15 protein-coding genes and 1 pseudogene are annotated in these 15,017 nt (G+C 58.7%); 7 read left to right on the top strand and 9 right to left on the bottom strand.

Going from position 1 to position 15,017, the window contains the following annotated elements:
- Window positions 1–5 precede the first annotated feature (5 nt).
- On the top strand, window positions 6–773 hold the full coding sequence (locus tag ACI514_RS14385) for an SDR family oxidoreductase (RefSeq protein WP_034152479.1): 768 nt from the start codon (window positions 6–8) through the stop codon (window positions 771–773).
- A gap of 118 nt (window positions 774–891) precedes the next feature.
- Here the strand turns inward: ACI514_RS14385 and ACI514_RS14390 are convergent, their stop codons facing one another.
- From ACI514_RS14390 to ACI514_RS14405, 4 genes are all read right to left on the bottom strand, one after another.
- Window positions 892–1,542 carry a trimeric intracellular cation channel family protein gene (locus tag ACI514_RS14390; RefSeq protein ID WP_405124128.1) on the bottom strand — a complete coding sequence of 217 codons (651 nt, stop codon included), beginning with the start codon at window positions 1,540–1,542 and terminating at the stop codon, window positions 892–894.
- Entirely contained in the window at window positions 1,527–1,739 is a 213-nt protein-coding gene (locus ACI514_RS14395) for a hypothetical protein (RefSeq protein ID WP_160057308.1), read from the bottom strand. Before ACI514_RS14395 ends, ACI514_RS14390 begins: the two co-directional genes overlap by 16 nt.
- A gap of 697 nt (window positions 1,740–2,436) precedes the next feature.
- The gene (locus tag ACI514_RS14400) at window positions 2,437–2,694 is read right to left on the bottom strand and encodes a DUF1652 domain-containing protein (RefSeq protein ID WP_160057307.1); all 258 of its coding nucleotides are present in this window, start codon (window positions 2,692–2,694) and stop codon (window positions 2,437–2,439) included.
- A 137-nt stretch (window positions 2,695–2,831) separates the two neighbouring features.
- Window positions 2,832–4,328: a helix-turn-helix transcriptional regulator gene (locus tag ACI514_RS14405; protein WP_405124129.1), complete on the bottom strand. Its 1,497-nt coding sequence runs from the start codon at window positions 4,326–4,328 to the stop codon at window positions 2,832–2,834.
- A gap of 205 nt (window positions 4,329–4,533) precedes the next feature.
- Between ACI514_RS14405 and ACI514_RS14410 the strand changes: the two genes are divergently transcribed.
- The gene (locus ACI514_RS14410) at window positions 4,534–4,725 is read left to right on the top strand and encodes a hypothetical protein (protein WP_160057305.1); all 192 of its coding nucleotides are present in this window, start codon (window positions 4,534–4,536) and stop codon (window positions 4,723–4,725) included.
- A 184-nt stretch (window positions 4,726–4,909) separates the two neighbouring features.
- Here ACI514_RS14410 and ACI514_RS14415 read toward each other — a convergent pair whose 3' ends face one another.
- Window positions 4,910–5,356 (bottom strand): NUDIX hydrolase, encoded by a 447-nt coding sequence (locus ACI514_RS14415; RefSeq protein WP_160057304.1) that lies wholly within the window; start codon window positions 5,354–5,356, stop codon window positions 4,910–4,912.
- 434 nt (window positions 5,357–5,790) lie between these two features.
- On the opposite strand from ACI514_RS14415, the gene ACI514_RS14420 reads away from it, so the two are divergent.
- The gene (locus tag ACI514_RS14420) at window positions 5,791–6,219 is read left to right on the top strand and encodes a nuclear transport factor 2 family protein (RefSeq protein ID WP_160057303.1); all 429 of its coding nucleotides are present in this window, start codon (window positions 5,791–5,793) and stop codon (window positions 6,217–6,219) included.
- 176 nt (window positions 6,220–6,395) lie between these two features.
- Here the strand turns inward: ACI514_RS14420 and mqo are convergent, their stop codons facing one another.
- Window positions 6,396–8,042 carry a malate dehydrogenase (quinone) gene (mqo, locus tag ACI514_RS14425; protein WP_160057302.1) on the bottom strand — a complete coding sequence of 549 codons (1,647 nt, stop codon included), beginning with the start codon at window positions 8,040–8,042 and terminating at the stop codon, window positions 6,396–6,398.
- Between the two features lie 470 nt (window positions 8,043–8,512).
- On the opposite strand from mqo, the gene ACI514_RS14430 reads away from it, so the two are divergent.
- Window positions 8,513–8,944: a nuclear transport factor 2 family protein gene (locus ACI514_RS14430; RefSeq protein ID WP_095120253.1), complete on the top strand. Its 432-nt coding sequence runs from the start codon at window positions 8,513–8,515 to the stop codon at window positions 8,942–8,944.
- 141 nt (window positions 8,945–9,085) lie between these two features.
- On the opposite strand, the gene ACI514_RS14435 is transcribed toward ACI514_RS14430, so the two are convergent.
- Both ACI514_RS14435 and ACI514_RS14440 read right to left on the bottom strand, forming a co-directional pair.
- Entirely contained in the window at window positions 9,086–9,949 is an 864-nt protein-coding gene (locus tag ACI514_RS14435) for a methyl-accepting chemotaxis protein (protein ID WP_405124224.1), read from the bottom strand.
- Window positions 9,944–10,699 (bottom strand): annotated as a pseudogene (locus ACI514_RS14440) (MCP four helix bundle domain-containing protein); the annotation flags it as partial. The gene ACI514_RS14435 and the pseudogene ACI514_RS14440, both read right to left, overlap by 6 nt.
- A 245-nt stretch (window positions 10,700–10,944) precedes the next feature.
- On the opposite strand from ACI514_RS14440, the gene sodC reads away from it, so the two are divergent.
- The 3 genes from sodC to ACI514_RS14455 all read left to right on the top strand — a co-directional run bounded on the left by sodC (window position 10,945) and on the right by ACI514_RS14455 (window position 12,422).
- Window positions 10,945–11,466, top strand: coding sequence for a superoxide dismutase [Cu-Zn] SodC (gene sodC, locus ACI514_RS14445; protein ID WP_405124130.1), 522 nt, complete (start codon window positions 10,945–10,947; stop codon window positions 11,464–11,466).
- A 159-nt stretch (window positions 11,467–11,625) separates the two neighbouring features.
- Window positions 11,626–11,940: a DUF2388 domain-containing protein gene (locus ACI514_RS14450; protein WP_141129811.1), complete on the top strand. Its 315-nt coding sequence runs from the start codon at window positions 11,626–11,628 to the stop codon at window positions 11,938–11,940.
- An 80-nt stretch (window positions 11,941–12,020) separates the two neighbouring features.
- Window positions 12,021–12,422 (top strand): hypothetical protein, encoded by a 402-nt coding sequence (locus ACI514_RS14455; protein ID WP_405124131.1) that lies wholly within the window; start codon window positions 12,021–12,023, stop codon window positions 12,420–12,422.
- Here ACI514_RS14455 and ligD read toward each other — a convergent pair whose 3' ends face one another.
- The gene (ligD, locus tag ACI514_RS14460; protein ID WP_405124132.1) at window positions 12,423–15,014 is read right to left on the bottom strand and encodes a DNA ligase D; all 2,592 of its coding nucleotides are present in this window, start codon (window positions 15,012–15,014) and stop codon (window positions 12,423–12,425) included.
- Window positions 15,015–15,017: the final 3 nt, after the last annotated feature.

Raw genomic sequence — 15,017 nt, forward strand, 5'->3', positions numbered from 1 at the left:
CCCTTATGTCCAAGACTCAGTTGTTCGACCTCGACGGCAAGATCGCTTTCGTTTCCGGCGCCAGCCGTGGCATCGGTGAAGCCATCGCCAAACTGTTGGCCCAGCAAGGCGCCCACGTGATCGTCTCGAGCCGCAAACTCGACGGCTGCCAGCACGTCGCCGATGCGATCATCGCTGCTGGCGGCAAAGCAACAGCCGTGGCCTGCCACATCGGTGAAATGGAGCAGATCAGCCAGGTCTTCGCCGGGATCAAGGAACAGTTCGGCCGCCTCGACATTCTGGTCAACAATGCCGCGACCAACCCGCAATTCTGCAACGTGCTGGACACCGATCTGAGCGCGTTCCAGAAGACTGTCGACGTGAATATTCGCGGCTACTTCTTCATGTCGGTCGAGGCCGGCAAGCTGATGCGCGAAAACGGTGGCGGCAGCATCATCAACGTCGCGTCGATCAACGGCATTTCGCCGGGGATCTTCCAGGGCATCTACTCGGTGACCAAAGCGGCGGTGATCAACATGACCAAAGTGTTTGCCAAGGAATGCGCGCAGTTCGGCATCCGCTGCAACGCCCTGCTGCCGGGCCTGACCGACACCAAATTCGCCTCGGCGCTGGTGAAGAACGATGCGATCCTCAAGCAAGCGCTGACGCAGATCCCACTCAAGCGCGTGGCGGATCCGAGTGAAATGGCCGGTGCGGTGTTGTACCTGGCCAGTGATGCGTCGAGCTACACCACCGGGGTTGCGCTCAACGTCGACGGTGGATTTCTTTCCTGATCCGGATCTGAAATCGAATTTGTAGGAGCTGCCGAAGGCTGCGATCTTTTGATCTTGATCTGAATAAATCAAAGTCAAAAGATCGCAGCCTTCGGCAGCTCCTACAGGGATTTGTGTATCAGGCAATGACTCTGGGTAACTGCCAGCCAAAATGCACCGACAGCAAACGCAACATCAAACACCCCGCCCCCGCCAGCAACGCCGCCGCTACCGGTGAAACGCCCAACCTGCGCGCAACGATCAACACCGCCGCACCGACAAACGCCGAGCTCGCATACAAATCCGCCTGCAACACCACCGGTATCCGCGCCAGCACAATGTCACGAATCACCCCGCCGCCAACGCCGGTGATCGTGCCCATCAGCATCGCCACAAACGGCGTAATGCCGTAATTCAACGCCTTCTGCGCACCCGCCACGGCAAACAACGCCAACCCCGCAGCGTCCAGCACGATCAGGGTTGAACCGGACCAGCCCAGCACCTGCTCATGAAAGACAAACGCCAGCCCGCCCATGAAAAACGCCAGTGCCGGATAGCGCCAGTCGGCCACGGCATTGGGTGGCGTCGCACCAATCAGCAAGTCACGAGTAACCCCGCCGCCGAGGGCGACGATAAACGCAATCACCATCACCCCGAGCAAGTCGAGCTGACTGCGCATCGCCGCAATCGCACCTTCCACGGCAAACACCGCCATACCGGCCAGATCGGCCACCAGCACAATCCGCTCAACCCGGGACTTGCGCCCCGCCGGCGCTACTGCGTGACGCAACGGGTGGTGGTGATGTGTCGAGTCACCTGCCCGTCGGCGTACACGTCACCGGCGACTTCAGTGTTTTCGAGCACCTGGCAAGTACGTTCCGGTGGCGGAGGTGGCGCTACCGGTGGAGGTGGCGGTGGACTGGCACAACCCGCCAGCAAAACGGTAAAAAAAACCAACGGCAACACGCGTTTCCCAAGATTGTTCATAGGACGACCCGCGATGAATGGAAGAGCAACTCCCGCGACCCAACCGACCACGGAAGACCTGACCACTCATTCTTTATAGCCGAGCGCCCTGCAAGCGCCAGTGAATCGGCCGGATCGGGAGAAAGTGGCTGTCGATTTTGCGTTCGGATTCGAGAGAATTGGCAACTTGAAATGTGCTTTGCCAGACAAGGCCTCTTCGCGAGCAGGCTCACTCCCACAGGGATCATGTACATCTGGAAGATATTGGTCGGCTGTCAGGCCGCCATCGCGAGCAGGCTCACTCCTACAGAAAAGCAAAAGCAAAAGCAAACCGCATCGGCTTCTAACCACTCAACAGGATGAGCGTTAGCTCGGCTGCAGCTCTTGATCTTGCCGTGCTGGCCCCTTCGGCAGGCTGAGTGGAGGGATTGATCCGGGGGTGGGAGCGCAGCGACCGTTTGGCGAAGCCAAACACAGCGAGAGGAGGTGCAGCGAAGCAAACCGTAGGCGCTGCCCCCGGATCGATCCCGGAACGAAGGAACCCCGAGCTTTAGCGAGTGGGCCGAACGCCGGGGCCCAGCCTTTTGGTTACTTTTTGGCGTCTGAAAAAGTGACCCGCTGTAAGAGCGGAACCGCCAGCCGCAGCCCCCGAAGAAACGGATATCCCCCCCAACCCCCAAGAGCATGGTCGGCCCAAAGGCCGCCAAGCCCAAAAGCCCTAAGCCAAACCCGAATCCCGAGACGAACGCAAAGAATTGCTCTCAAGCTCATACCGCAACTCTTCAACCAACGCCTCGACCGACTCAGGCGAACGCAACCCATCAAGCTTCAACCCACTGATCACCAGATCCACCTGCCCCGACACCGGGTGATAAAGCTTTACGGTAAGCGAATGATCACCATCCACCAGACACTCACACGCCAGCGGCGAAAAACTGCGTTCAAGCTGAGCGCGCAACTGCGCAAGATTCATCATTGCAGCTGTTCCTTTACCAACTTCGAAGGGACGCGACCACAAACCTCAAAAGGCTTGCACCGCACCCCACCAGACTAAGAACAGCCGCCGCCCGCCAACACCTCAAATTGCACCAGACCCACTAGTGCATTTGCACCCTATCGCTGACCCTTGCCACCCGACTCCCCGGAGAACAATCCACGCTCCCGCGCCCAGACAATCGCCTCACTGCGACTGTGCACATCCAGCTTGGAATACACCGTGGCGACATGATTACGCACCGTGTTCGGCGCGAGTTTCAGCCGCGCCGCGATCTCCTTGTCCGCCAGCCCTTCACAGATCAGCCCCAGCACATCACGTTCACGCGCCGTCAGATCGGTAAACGAAACGGTAGGCAATTGCGGCGAGTTGACCTTCTTCACATTGGCCAGTTTTTCGATCAGCGTCCGACTGAACCACGAAGCATCTTTCATCACCTCCTCAATCGCCGCCACCAGTTCAAGCTCGGTGCGCTTGCGCTCGGTGATGTCCATCAACACCAGCAAATAACACGGTGTGTCCTGAATATTCACGGTGTCGGCGGACAGCGCACATTCGAGCAGATCCGCATCCTTCCTGCGCACCCGCACATCCACCCGATCTACCCGACCGTTTTTCGCCAGCGCCGCCAGCAACCGAGTACAAGCGCCGCTGTCATCGATGAAATCCAGCTGCGTGACGGTTTTGCCGAGTACGTCCTCGCTGTCGTAGGCCAGGGTTTCGAGGAAGGCCTGATTGACGTCGATCACCTGCTGCTCGTCGGCACTGCAGATCAGGATCGGCACCGGCGTCAGGCGGAACGCCTTGGCGAAACGCTCCTCACTCTGACGCAGCGCCACTTCGGCTTTGTGTCGCAACTCCATGTCGACGAAGGAAAACAGCATGCAATCCTCATCGTTGAGCGTCAGCGGCTGCCCGGCGACGATCACTTGCTTGCTGCTGCCATCGGGCAGGCGCAATTCGGCCTGCATCTGCGGGATGGTCGCGACATCGCGCAGGCGCTGAATCGCCAGATCGCGGTGTTCGGCCTGCTCGAAAATATCGATTTCATAAGAGGACGTGCCAATCACTTGCTCACGGGTGTACCCGGTCATGTCCAGAAACCCCGAATTGACCTTGATGTAACGCAGATCACTGAGCCGGCAGATCACCGCCGGTGCCGGGTTGGCGTTGAACGTCCTTTCGAAGCGTTGCTCGGCGTTGGCCCAGTCGGTGACGTCGCTCATGATCAGCACCAACGACTCGGGCTGCCCTTCGCGATCGGTGAGAATCATGCTGCGCACGCTGTGCACCCAGATGCGCTCGGGGTCGTCGCTCGGCGACACTTCAATCAACACGTCATTGAAACTCTCACAGCGCGCTACCCGGCTGATCGGATAGTTTTCGGCGGTGATCGAGTGATTATTGCGATAGCGCAGGTTGAATTTCTTGGCGTATTCGTCGGCATTGTGGCCCAGATCGGTGATCCGCTTGACACCGTGCATGACCAGGGCCGCTTCGTTGGCCCAGAGAATTCTCTGATCCAGCTCCAGCAGAATCACCCCGTCGGACAGCCCGGCGATAATCTGCTGCAACTGGCGGCGGTTGGTTTCGGTGGTCAGGACTTCCTGGCTCATTGGATCTCCACAAGTGATACGCCCATGTGAAGAGTACGACCGCGGCGACCTCTGATCGTGCCGAGCATAAATGTTCGCAACGGTACAAATCCCTTTGTAGGCCTTCGCGGCACATTCGCGACTTCCGGCTTTGTCGTCTAACGTTAATACCTCATCGGATTGAGCCCCTGCCCGCAACACCGGGCTCTTGATCAAGGAGAGACTGATGACGTCGCGTCGCAACATCGAACAGACCTACCGCGCCTGGTCCAGCCCGATTCTGCTGGAGCTGAAAAAGCGTGAACACCAAATGGCGCCGGTCGAGCGTCAGGCGCTTGAGAATGTCTTGGTGGAAAGAAGGTTGCTGGACAGCGGCGGCCCGGAGGGTATTGAACGTCGTCGCAACAACGGTGGCTGATACTCAGTTTTCGCCAGCAGGCTCGCTCCCACCCTGATCGAGGTCGGTCACAAAACTTGTGTTCACCTGCAATCCTGTGGGAGCGAGCCTGCTCGCGAAGAGGCCGGTACAGAAACCGTCATCACTTGGGCCGCGATTGCCAAACTAACCACGGCGCCCCGATGAACCTTTCCTTAGCCGATTATCAAACCAGCAATCCGGCATTCTCCAGCATATCGTGCAAACCTTTCGGTACCAAAGGCGCTAGCGCGCTGAAGCTTGAGCTGTCGTGCCAGCGCGCGGTGAAGGGAGCGCCGTCGCTTTCATGTCCATCGATCTGTGGGTGCGCGTAAACGCTACGGTCGATAAACGTCGCGTCATACACCTGAACGATTTCATGACCCGGTTTGCCGTTGTAGACGAAGAGGCTTTCGAGTGTGCCGAGCAGGCGCACGTCACTCACGGACAGGCCCAACTCCTCCTGCACTTCGCGCACGATCGCTTCGGCGCTGGTCTCGCCAAATTCAATACCGCCGCCAATAGGCCGAAAGCAGGTTTGCTGGCTGACCGGATCACGGAACTCATTGACCAGAATTTTGCCGTTGTGATGAAAAACGCAAAGTGCGAGGGCGCGGATCCGTTGTTCGGCCATGGGTGACGTCCATTTCCAGCTCTGAAGGCGCGGCATTTAAACACGATTCGCGCGCAACTCCTCCGACATCACCCGGTGGCCATCTCAGACCGGAGAAATCGTTGCGAGCAGGCCGATCAGAATGGTCAGTGTCAGAAAGCCACCCAGAAAAATCGCCATCTTGTTCATGTTGCTCTCCTCAATGCTGAGCTTGCGGTGCACTGGGCGCTTCGGAATGAAGGACTGTCGCGAGTGACCGCACTGCCGGGGCATTTTGGACGTTTGGCTGCGCCGGTAACAGCGTCAGATAAGACGAAAAAATACGGATCAGATACGCATCTGATCTGCACCGGCCATGGGCCGATATTCAGGTCGGCACACAAGGGTTTCCTTTCACTGAGATTGATCTAGAGTCATGGCGGTCGCCAGAAAACCAACAACATCGCGGAGTGCACATGACTGACCTGAACCTGCAAGCCAACGTCGCCGAATCCCTGAAGCAATGGCACGAAATGATCCGCACCGGCAGTTTGAGCGCCCTGCCCTCATTGCTTGATCCGCAAGCCGTGTTCCGCTCGCCGATGGCGCATACGCCTTACCCGGGTGCGCCGGTAGTGTCGATGATCCTCAATACCGTATTTGAGGTGTTTGAAGACTTCATCTACCACCGCGAACTGGCGACTGCCGATGGCTTGAATGTGATTCTGGAGTTCAGCGCCAAGGTGGGTTCGAAGGAGCTGAAAGGTATCGACATGATTCGCTTCAATGAGCACGGCAAGATTGTCGAATTCGAGGTAATGGTTCGCCCGCTGAGCGGATTGCAGGCGTTGGGGGAAGAGATGGGGCGACGACTCGGCGCTTATCTGGCCAAGGCAAAAGCCTAAACACCTGAGCACAGATATAACCCCGTAGGAGCTGCCGAAGGCTGCGATCTTTGACTTTTCTTCAAGATCAAAAGATCGCAGCCTTCGGCAGTTCCTACAGGGACGTAAAGGGCAAATGCAAAAAAAAGCCCACTGACCGTCGCCGGTTCAGTGGGCTTTGTGTGTCAGGCGGCTAGTTACAGCGCCATGTCACGTGCAGCGTTTTCCTTCGGCGCTTCAGCTTTCTCAGCTGCAGGTGCCGCAGGAGCAGTCACCTGACCGATCACTGGAGGCGTCGGCAGTTCGAGGATCTTGGCGGTGTAGGCCCATTCTGCAGCCACTTTGGCTGGATCGCTGTTCAGCTGAGTGCCGTAGCTTGGCACGATCTGGTGCAGCTTGGTTTGCCACTCAGGCGATGCAACTTTGTCTTTGAAGACTTTCTGCAGCACGCTCAGCATGATCGGTGCAGCGGTCGACGCGCCTGGCGATGCGCCCAGCAGGCCGGCGATGGAGCCGTCTTGTGCAGCAACGATTTCGGTGCCCAGTTTCAGCACGCCACCAGCGGCTTCATCACGCTTGATGATTTGCACGCGTTGGCCGGCTTGCCACAGGCGCCAGTCTTCGGCTTTAGCGTTCGGGAAGTATTCCTTCAGCGCGTTCAGACGGTCTTCATCCGACAGCATCAGTTGACCAGCCAGGTACTCGACCAGCGGGTATTCCTTGATGCCGACCTTGGTCATAGGCCAGATGTTGTGGGTGGTGGTGCTGGTCAGCAGGTCCAGGTACGAACCTTCCTTCAGGAACTTGGTGCTGAAGGTCGCGAATGGGCCAAACAGGATGACGCGCTTGCCGTCCAGAACACGGGTGTCCAGGTGCGGAACGGACATCGGTGGTGCGCCAACCGAGGCTTTACCGTAGGCCTTGGCCAGGTGCTGTTCAGCGATGGCCGGGTTATCGGTCACCAGGAACGAGCCGCCTACCGGGAAGCCAGCGTATTCCTTGGCTTCAGGAATGCCCGACTTCTGCAGCAGGTGCAGTGCACCGCCGCCAGCGCCGATGAAGACGAACTTGGCGTCGGTTTCGGTTTTAGTGCCGTCTTTCAGGTTTTTGTAGCTGACGCGCCAAGTGCCGTCGGCATTCTTGGTGATGTCCTGCACTTCGCTCGACAGTTTCAGATCGAAGTTAGGCTTGGTCTGCAGGTGGGCAGCGAACTGGCGGGTGATTTCGCCGAAGTTCATGTCAGTACCCAGCGGGCTCCAGGTGGCCGCGATTTTCTGGTTCGGGTCACGCCCTTCCATCATCAGCGGAACCCACTTCTTGATCACAGCCGGGTCTTCGGAGTACTGCATGCCGGCGAACAGCGGGCTCGCTTGCAAGGCTTCGTAGCGCTTTTTCAGGAACTTGATGTTGTCATCGCCCCACACGAAGCTCATGTGCGGAGTGGTGTTGATGAACGAGCGAGGGTTCTTCAGAACGCCTTGCTGAACCTGCCAGGCCCAGAACTGACGGGAGACCTGGAACGCTTCGTTGATCTCGACGGCTTTCGGGATCGTTACGTTGCCTTTGTCGTCTTCCGGGGTGTAGTTCAGCTCAGCGAGCGCCGAGTGACCGGTACCGGCGTTGTTCCAGCCGTTGGAGCTTTCCAGGGCGACGCCGTCGAGGCGCTCGACCATTTCCATCGACCAGCTTGGCTCCAGCTCATTGATCCACACACCGAGGGTGGTGCTCATGATGCCGCCGCCGATCAGCAGGACGTCGACTTTCTTTGCTTCGTCAGCATTGGCGGATGTCATCCCCATCGCCAAAGCCAGACCCAGCAGGGCTGTGTTCACTTTCTTAAACATCTGTTGCACCTATGATAAAACGCCTTCCGCCCGCCGCTGTTATCTGTATGCGATCCGCTTTGATGACGCTCAGGCTAGCGTCGCAGATTCCGGCACACTTCAATTTTGACGGGTGGGCACACAAGGCCGACATGTTGCATCGACCTCAGTTAATGTCCCTTCTGAACTGACTTCTTATCATTATTGGCTCAGCTACTTGAGCGACAGGGATTCCGTCGGCCCGCCCTGAGGCAAGCAAACTGAATAAGGTCAAACCAAGTTGGCGCGAAGAATATCACGTCAGGGCAAACCCGCGCGTCTGTTCCCGACCTGAGAGTCTTTTTCCGCTCTGGACGGTATCGGCCGATGAAGGCTGAACATGACCCCGACGATTAGCGCTTTGGGGCAGTGCCTTATCCAATCATTATCTGCTAGGTTGTACGATGACCGACGAACCAGTCATCACCCATAACAACAAGGAAACACATGTCATGACCAAGACCCGACTCCTGATCGGCTTTCTCTGTGCCTTCAACGGTTACGCCATGGCTGCGTCTGCCCCGGCGGAAAAAGATGTCGCCCAAGCGGTGGATCATCTGACCCAGGCAATGCTGCACAAGGACATCGCCGAACTGAACGCCCTCACCGCGCCCAACCTGACCTACGGCCATTCCAGCGGCAAGATTCAGGACAAGAAAGAATTCATCGCCGATATCGAAACCGGCAAGAGCGCGTTCAAGACGCTAGAGATGCAGAACCAGACCATTACCCTGTCCGGCGATACCGCGCTGGTGCGCCACCACTTTTCCGCGCAGGCGTTGAAGGGGACCGAGGTGATACCGACCGAGATCGAGAATTTCCAGATCTGGCAGAAGCAGGACGGCAAGTGGTTGTTGGTGGGGCGGCAGGCGTTCAAGTTTTGATCGGGGTTAACTGACTCTGAATAGATGTTGACTGGGCTGCCCTCTTCGCGAGCAGGCTCGCTCCCACAGGGGAACGCATTCCAAAGGTGGGAGCGAGCCTGCTCGCGAAGGCGGCAGCCCAGGCACTACACATCTTTCTGGTCACAACCGAAACCGATCCACCGACTGCGCCAACTGCCCCGCCAGACTCGACAACTCATCGGTGGTATTCGCCGTTTGCCCGATCACACGGCTATTGCCCTCGGACATCCCGGCAATCATTTCCACCTGATGGGCAATTTCGTTACTGGCCTGACTCTGCTCGCCAATCGTGCGGGTGATGTCGTTGACCAGTTGCGTCGTGCTCAACGTCGCCTCGAGGATTTCGCGGATGGCCCGCTCGACATCCGCCGTCACCGCCATGCCCTTGTCGACCTGCGCGACACCCGCCTCCATGCTGCTGACTGCCTCGCGGGTGCTGTGCTGAATGCGCGCGACCATCGCGGCGATTTCCTGGGTAGAAGCGCTGGTGCGTGCCGCCAGACTACGCACTTCATCCGCGACCACCGCAAACCCCCTTCCCTGCTCGCCGGCCCGGGCCGCTTCAATGGCGGCGTTGAGCGCCAGCAGGTTGGTCTGGTCGGCGATGCTCTTGATCACCTGAATGATGTTGAAGATGGCTTCGGATTCCTGATCCAGCGTGCGGATCACCTGTGCCGACTGTTGCGCCGAGCGCGCGATATCGTCCATGTCGCTGACCACTTGATGAATCACACCACCGCCCTCTTTCGCCAGGGTTTCGGCTTGATTGGCCATGCTCAGGGCGCGTTCGGCGTGGCGGGTGATTTCCTCGATGCTCGCGGTCATCTGGCTGGCGGCGGCGGCCATGGTGCCGGCAGCCACGCTTTGCTGCTGACTGCTGTCGGCAACCTGATGGCAGCCGTGGCTGAGCTGTTCGCTCATGCCACTGACGCCGTGAGCATTGCGCCGCACCACATCGATCATGTTGCGCAAGTCGCGCTGCATGGTCGCCAATGTACGAATCAAGACACTGGCTTCATCCTTGCCGGACGGTTCGGCAATCAGCTCGCTGAGGTTGCCGTGGGCGATGCTTTCGGCGATGCGACTGGCGGTCTTCAACGGCCCCATGATGCTCAAAATGACCCAGCGCCCCTGGATCAAGAGCAGCACAAGACTGGCGATCAACACCACGCCGAGCGCAACGTTGGCGCTACGGATCGCTGATTCGGTTGCTGCGCTGGTCTGCAGCGTATTGGACTCGATCGACTCGCTTAACGCAGCCATTTGCTCTTCAAGCTGACCAAACGCCGTGTTGAAGGTGCCCAGTTCCTGTTGAGCGGCATCAGGATTGTCCAAGGCCAACCCGACGATCCGTTCACCCGCGTTGATGTAGGTATCGAGGCTCGGTTTGATCTTTTCCAGGGCCGTGCGCAATCTCGGGTTGATCGGCAGTTTGAGGTTCTCCTCGAGCACTTCGCGAAAATGCCCGGCATGTTCGTTGATCGAATCGCGCACCTCGCTCGCCGTGCTGGTGCTTTTGCCTAGCCCGACCAGCATCGCCGAGTAGACATCGGCGCGCAGGGCGTCGTGCATCATGTCGGCTTCCATGTGGTTGCGCAGCGCGCTCATGCTGACCGCGTTATCGCTGACCGCTGAGGCCATCCGCTGGTTGCCGACGTAACTGACCAGACTCACGATCAACGCCGTCAGCAGACTTGTCACAATCAGCAACACTAAACGCAGTTTGATCGACACCGGATTTTCCTCTCTCGTTACGCCCGTAAGCGCTTGTCAGCCTTCAGTTAAGCCTATTTGCGCAGGTCTGCCGCGCCAGAGCGTGTCAGCAGGTGTCGGCATGCTGGCTAAAGGCAGCAAAACTTTCGGATTGCGCAGCAAGTCTCACTTTTCAACGCGCACGGCCAACGCCTTCATCGCCGGTTAATGCCGTCAGGCTATTGAGTCCGTCGCTCTGAACATTCGTACAGCAAAAGGAAACGCCTATGAAACGCGCATTGTGGTTGGGTTTGCTCGGCACCTTCGCCATCGGCACCGCACACGCGGCGACGGAAAAAGTCGCCATCAATCTGGTCAGCGCCGACGGTGCGCCGCAGGCGATCGGCTCGGTCACCATCAGTGAAACCGCCTATGGCCTGCTATTCACCCCGGATCTGAAATCCCTGCCTGCCGGCATCCATGGTTTTCACGTGCATGAAAACGGCAGCTGCGAAGCCGGCATGAAGGATGGCGTGAAAGGCGCCGCACTCGCCGCAGGCGGACATTTCGACCCGCAGAAAACCGGCAAGCACCTCGGCCCGTACGCTGATGGTCATTTGGGCGACCTTCCAGCGGTCTACGTGACTGCCGACGGCATCGCCAACTACCCGGTTCTGGCGCCGCGCCTGAAAAAAATCTCCGAAATCAAAGGCCACGCGCTGATGATTCACGCTGGCGGCGACAACCACGCCGACATGCCCAAACCGCTGGGCGGTGGCGGTGATCGCATGGCCTGTGGAGTGATCTGACTCATTACAGAGTGAAAGACGGGCAACCCGCCATGGCGTTGCCCGCGCCTGTTTGCAATAACGCAGACTTTGTTGCGCCACGGAACTCCCGCCGCGCGCGCCCCTCTCACATTATGTAGTCCTTCCCTTTTTGCTTCGCGCTTGTGGAGGAACACCGTCATGCGCAAGTTAGTGCTCGTTTCTTCTTTACTCCTATGCCTGCCCGTTGGTTCCGCTCTGGCCAAAGTCGATGCCGGAGATGTCGCCACCTCGGCCGGTGTCTCCGCGTCGCTGTACTCGACCTTCAAGGATCACAAAATGGTGATTCCGGCCCGTGACGACTTGTCTGCTTTTGTCGCCAGTGGCGGGGCCATTCGTGGGGTTTATCTTGAATCGGTACTGCAACAGGTTCGCCAGGACAATCCTGGCATCAACGCCAGCGATGAAGATCTGGCCAACGCGATTCTGGTGCATTACGAAGGCCTGAATCAGTAGCCGTCACGGATAAAGCAGCCGATGGATGGCCGCTGACGGCGCATAGGCAAAACTGTCCGACGGCCTCTATGATGGAGGCCATGACGACTTCTGTGCCCTTGCGCTTACCCTGCCCGCCCGGCGCCTGCAATTGCGGGCGCGACCCGTTGCTGGAAATGCCCGATGCGGATCTGCGCATCCTGCGCCTGACCAGAGAGGAAGAAAAACGCCTGCTTGCTCGCCTTGAAATGCTCAAGGACCTGAATGATCTCAAGCATCTGCAACAGCGCATGTTCGAGCAACTGGGCATTCGCGTCGACGTCGCCCCCGGCTTCAATGAAGTGCGCACCATGCGCGGCATTGCCATTCAGATCGACGAATTACCGGGCCTGTGCCGCAAGACCCGTGCAGCGATTCCGGCGGCCATTCGCCGCGGACTGGAAAATCGCCCGGAGATCGCTTTCGAACTGCTCAACGCCCACGACTTGCTGCGCGACACCTGATCACTTTTTCAGACCCAGGCGTTTACGCATCTCGGCGGTAATGATTTGCCGGGTTTTCCTCATGTCGGCCCACGGCTCGTCACCGACTTCAACCAGTCGCTGGTGAACGTTATGCACGTTCCACTGATTGCCGCCCTTGATCTCGGCGACCTCCTCGCGAAACAGCGGCACCGACACCGGCAAGCCTTCGCGGGTGCGCGCGGCGTAAGCGCAGATGGTGGTGGCGCCCAGACCGTTGCGCAGGTAATCGATAAAGATTCGCCCGACGCGGTTTTTCGGCCCGGACACCGCCGAAAACCGCTCCGGCAACAGCTTGGCAATATGACGGACGATGGCGTGGCTGAAGTCCTTGACCTCGTCCCAGCCAAGTTTGCGGGTCAGCGGCACCACTAGGTGGATGCCCTTGCCGCCGCTGGTTTTGAGAAACGCTTTGAGGCCCAGTTCATCAAGTACGGTCAATGTCAGTGCCGTCGCTTCGACCATGCTTTTCCATGGCAGTGCCGGATCCGGGTCGAGGTCGAGAACGAAGCGATCGGGCTTGTCCAGATCGATCGTGGTGGCGTTCCAGGTGTGCAGTTCGACCGTGCTCATCTGCACCGCGCCGATCAGCGCTTCGGCGTTGTTGATCAACATCACCGGCTGCCCGGTAACGTCCTTGTCCAGCGTGGTGATGCCGGGGATCGCCAGGCGTTCGGCGTTTTTCTGGAAGAACAGTTCGCCGGCGATGCCGTCCGGGGCACGCACCAGGGCCACCGGGCGATCCTTGAGCTGCGGCAGAATCCATTCGGCAACGCTGGCGTAATACTCGGCCAGTTGCATCTTGGTGGTGCCACTGACTGCGTCGATCACCCGATCCGGGTGTGTGATGCGCACCTTGCCGTTGGCTAGTCCAAGTTGAGACGGCGCGGTTTCGGTGTTGCTCGCCGGGGCCTTTTTCGGCGCTTTCTTCGCAGGCGTTTTCTTCTCTGCAGTCTTCACCGGTTTCGCTCGCTCCTCTGTGATGCCCTTGGCCGGTTTGTCATCGCGCAAGCCATGGAATACAGCGTGGCGCACCGAACCGTCCTTGGTCATTTCGGCGAATGCGACTTCTGCCAGCAGTTTCGGCTTGAGCCAGTGCACGCCTTTGACCTCGAAGCCGCTGGGTGGATTGACCACCGCCGCCTTCTTCACCTGCAAGGGTTTGAGTTGGGCCAGAATGCTTTTCAACGTTGATTCGTTGAAACCGGTGCCGACCTTACCGGCATAGCGCAATTCGCCGCTGTCGCGATCGTGCAGCCCCAACAGCAATGCGCCAAAGGCACTGCGCGAACCTTTCGGATCGGTGTAACCAACGATCACGAACTCCTGACGGTGTTTGCACTTGAGCTTGATCCAGTCGCCACTGCGCCGCGACACATACGGCGAGCCTAGGCGTTTGCCGATCAGGCCTTCCATCTGCATCTGGCAGGCACTGTTGAGCAGTGCATCCGGGGTTTCGTCGAAGGCTTCAGAGAAACGCAGCAACGGTTGTTCGTGGACGCCGAGCACCGTGGCCAGCGCAGCGCGCCGCTCTTCAACCGGCACTTCACGCAGGTCGACACCGTTGAGATACGGCAGATCGAACAGGTAGTAGAGGATGTTGCCGCTACGCCCTGCTTCAAAGGCATTTTGCAGGGCCTGAAAATCCGGGACGCCCTGATCGTTGGCGACGACCATTTCCCCGTCCAGCCACGCCGATTCCAATCCCAGCGCCGCCAGAGCTGCGGCCTGTTGCGGCAACTTGTGCGTCCAGTCGTGACCGTTGCGGGTAAACAACTGCACCTGATCATGATCAATGCGCGCCATGATCCGGTAGCCGTCGAATTTGATCTCGTAACTCCACTGCCCTTCGGGCGCACTGTCGACCAGCGTGGCCAGTTCTGGCTTGAGTTGCGTCGGCAGTTTGGCCTTGTGCGCGCCGGTGAGCTTGCCGCTCACGGGCTTGCGGGTTTTCGCCGCAGGTTTCTTCAGCGGTTTGCTTTGCTCGGCGGCCAGTTTGGGTTTGTCGACGATCGTGCGTTCGCTCAGGACACTGTCCGGTTCGGCCAGCAACACGTCGTAGTCATCCTGCGGCCGTGCAGCGCTGTCCTGATGCTTGATCAGAAACCATTGCTCTTTCTTGCCTGGCATGTGCGTGCGCACCAGGTTCCAGATACCGCCGAGCTTTTCGCCTTGCAATTCGAACTTGAGCTTGCCCTTTTCGTAGGCCTTGTGCGGGTCCTCCAGCGGAATCCATACGCCACGATCCCAGACAATCACATCCCCGGCGCCGTAATGCCCTTCGGGAATGCTGCCTTCGAACGTCGCGTAATCCAGCGGATGATCCTCGACATGCACCGCCAGACGCTTGACCTTGGGGTCGAGCGACGGCCCTTTCGGCACTGCCCAGCTCTTCAAGGCGCCGTCGAGTTCCAGGCGAAAGTCGTAATGCAGGTGCGAAGCATCGTGCTTCTGGATGCAGAACTGCAACGCGTGATCCGTAGCGGTTTTACGCCCCGAGCGCTTGACGGCGGCCGGTTCCGAGGTCGCCGAAAAATCGCGCATGCGGTTGTAGTCGTCGAGGTTCCTGTTCATCGT

The sequence above is a fragment of the Pseudomonas sp. M20 genome, from assembly GCF_045037865.1.
Lineage (GTDB): Bacteria > Pseudomonadota > Gammaproteobacteria > Pseudomonadales > Pseudomonadaceae > Aquipseudomonas.

Coding starts and splice junctions, on each gene's coding strand:
- ACI514_RS14410 (WP_160057305.1), top strand. CDS start 4,534: ATGACGTCGCGTCGCAACATCGAACAGACCTACCGCGCCTGGTCCAGC.
- ACI514_RS14420 (WP_160057303.1), top strand. CDS start 5,791: ATGACTGACCTGAACCTGCAAGCCAACGTCGCCGAATCCCTGAAGCAA.
- ACI514_RS14435 (WP_405124224.1), bottom strand. CDS start 9,949: ATGCAGCGCGACTTGCGCAACATGATCGATGTGGTGCGGCGCAATGCT.
- ACI514_RS14430 (WP_095120253.1), top strand. CDS start 8,513: ATGACCAAGACCCGACTCCTGATCGGCTTTCTCTGTGCCTTCAACGGT.
- ACI514_RS14385 (WP_034152479.1), top strand. CDS start 6: ATGTCCAAGACTCAGTTGTTCGACCTCGACGGCAAGATCGCTTTCGTT.
- ACI514_RS14455 (WP_405124131.1), top strand. CDS start 12,021: ATGACGACTTCTGTGCCCTTGCGCTTACCCTGCCCGCCCGGCGCCTGC.
- ACI514_RS14405 (WP_405124129.1), bottom strand. CDS start 4,328: ATGAGCCAGGAAGTCCTGACCACCGAAACCAACCGCCGCCAGTTGCAG.
- sodC (WP_405124130.1), top strand. CDS start 10,945: ATGAAACGCGCATTGTGGTTGGGTTTGCTCGGCACCTTCGCCATCGGC.
- mqo (WP_160057302.1), bottom strand. CDS start 8,042: ATGTTTAAGAAAGTGAACACAGCCCTGCTGGGTCTGGCTTTGGCGATG.
- ligD (WP_405124132.1), bottom strand. CDS start 15,014: ATGAACAGGAACCTCGACGACTACAACCGCATGCGCGATTTTTCGGCG.
- ACI514_RS14395 (WP_160057308.1), bottom strand. CDS start 1,739: ATGAACAATCTTGGGAAACGCGTGTTGCCGTTGGTTTTTTTTACCGTT.
- ACI514_RS14400 (WP_160057307.1), bottom strand. CDS start 2,694: ATGATGAATCTTGCGCAGTTGCGCGCTCAGCTTGAACGCAGTTTTTCG.
- ACI514_RS14450 (WP_141129811.1), top strand. CDS start 11,626: ATGCGCAAGTTAGTGCTCGTTTCTTCTTTACTCCTATGCCTGCCCGTT.
- ACI514_RS14415 (WP_160057304.1), bottom strand. CDS start 5,356: ATGGCCGAACAACGGATCCGCGCCCTCGCACTTTGCGTTTTTCATCAC.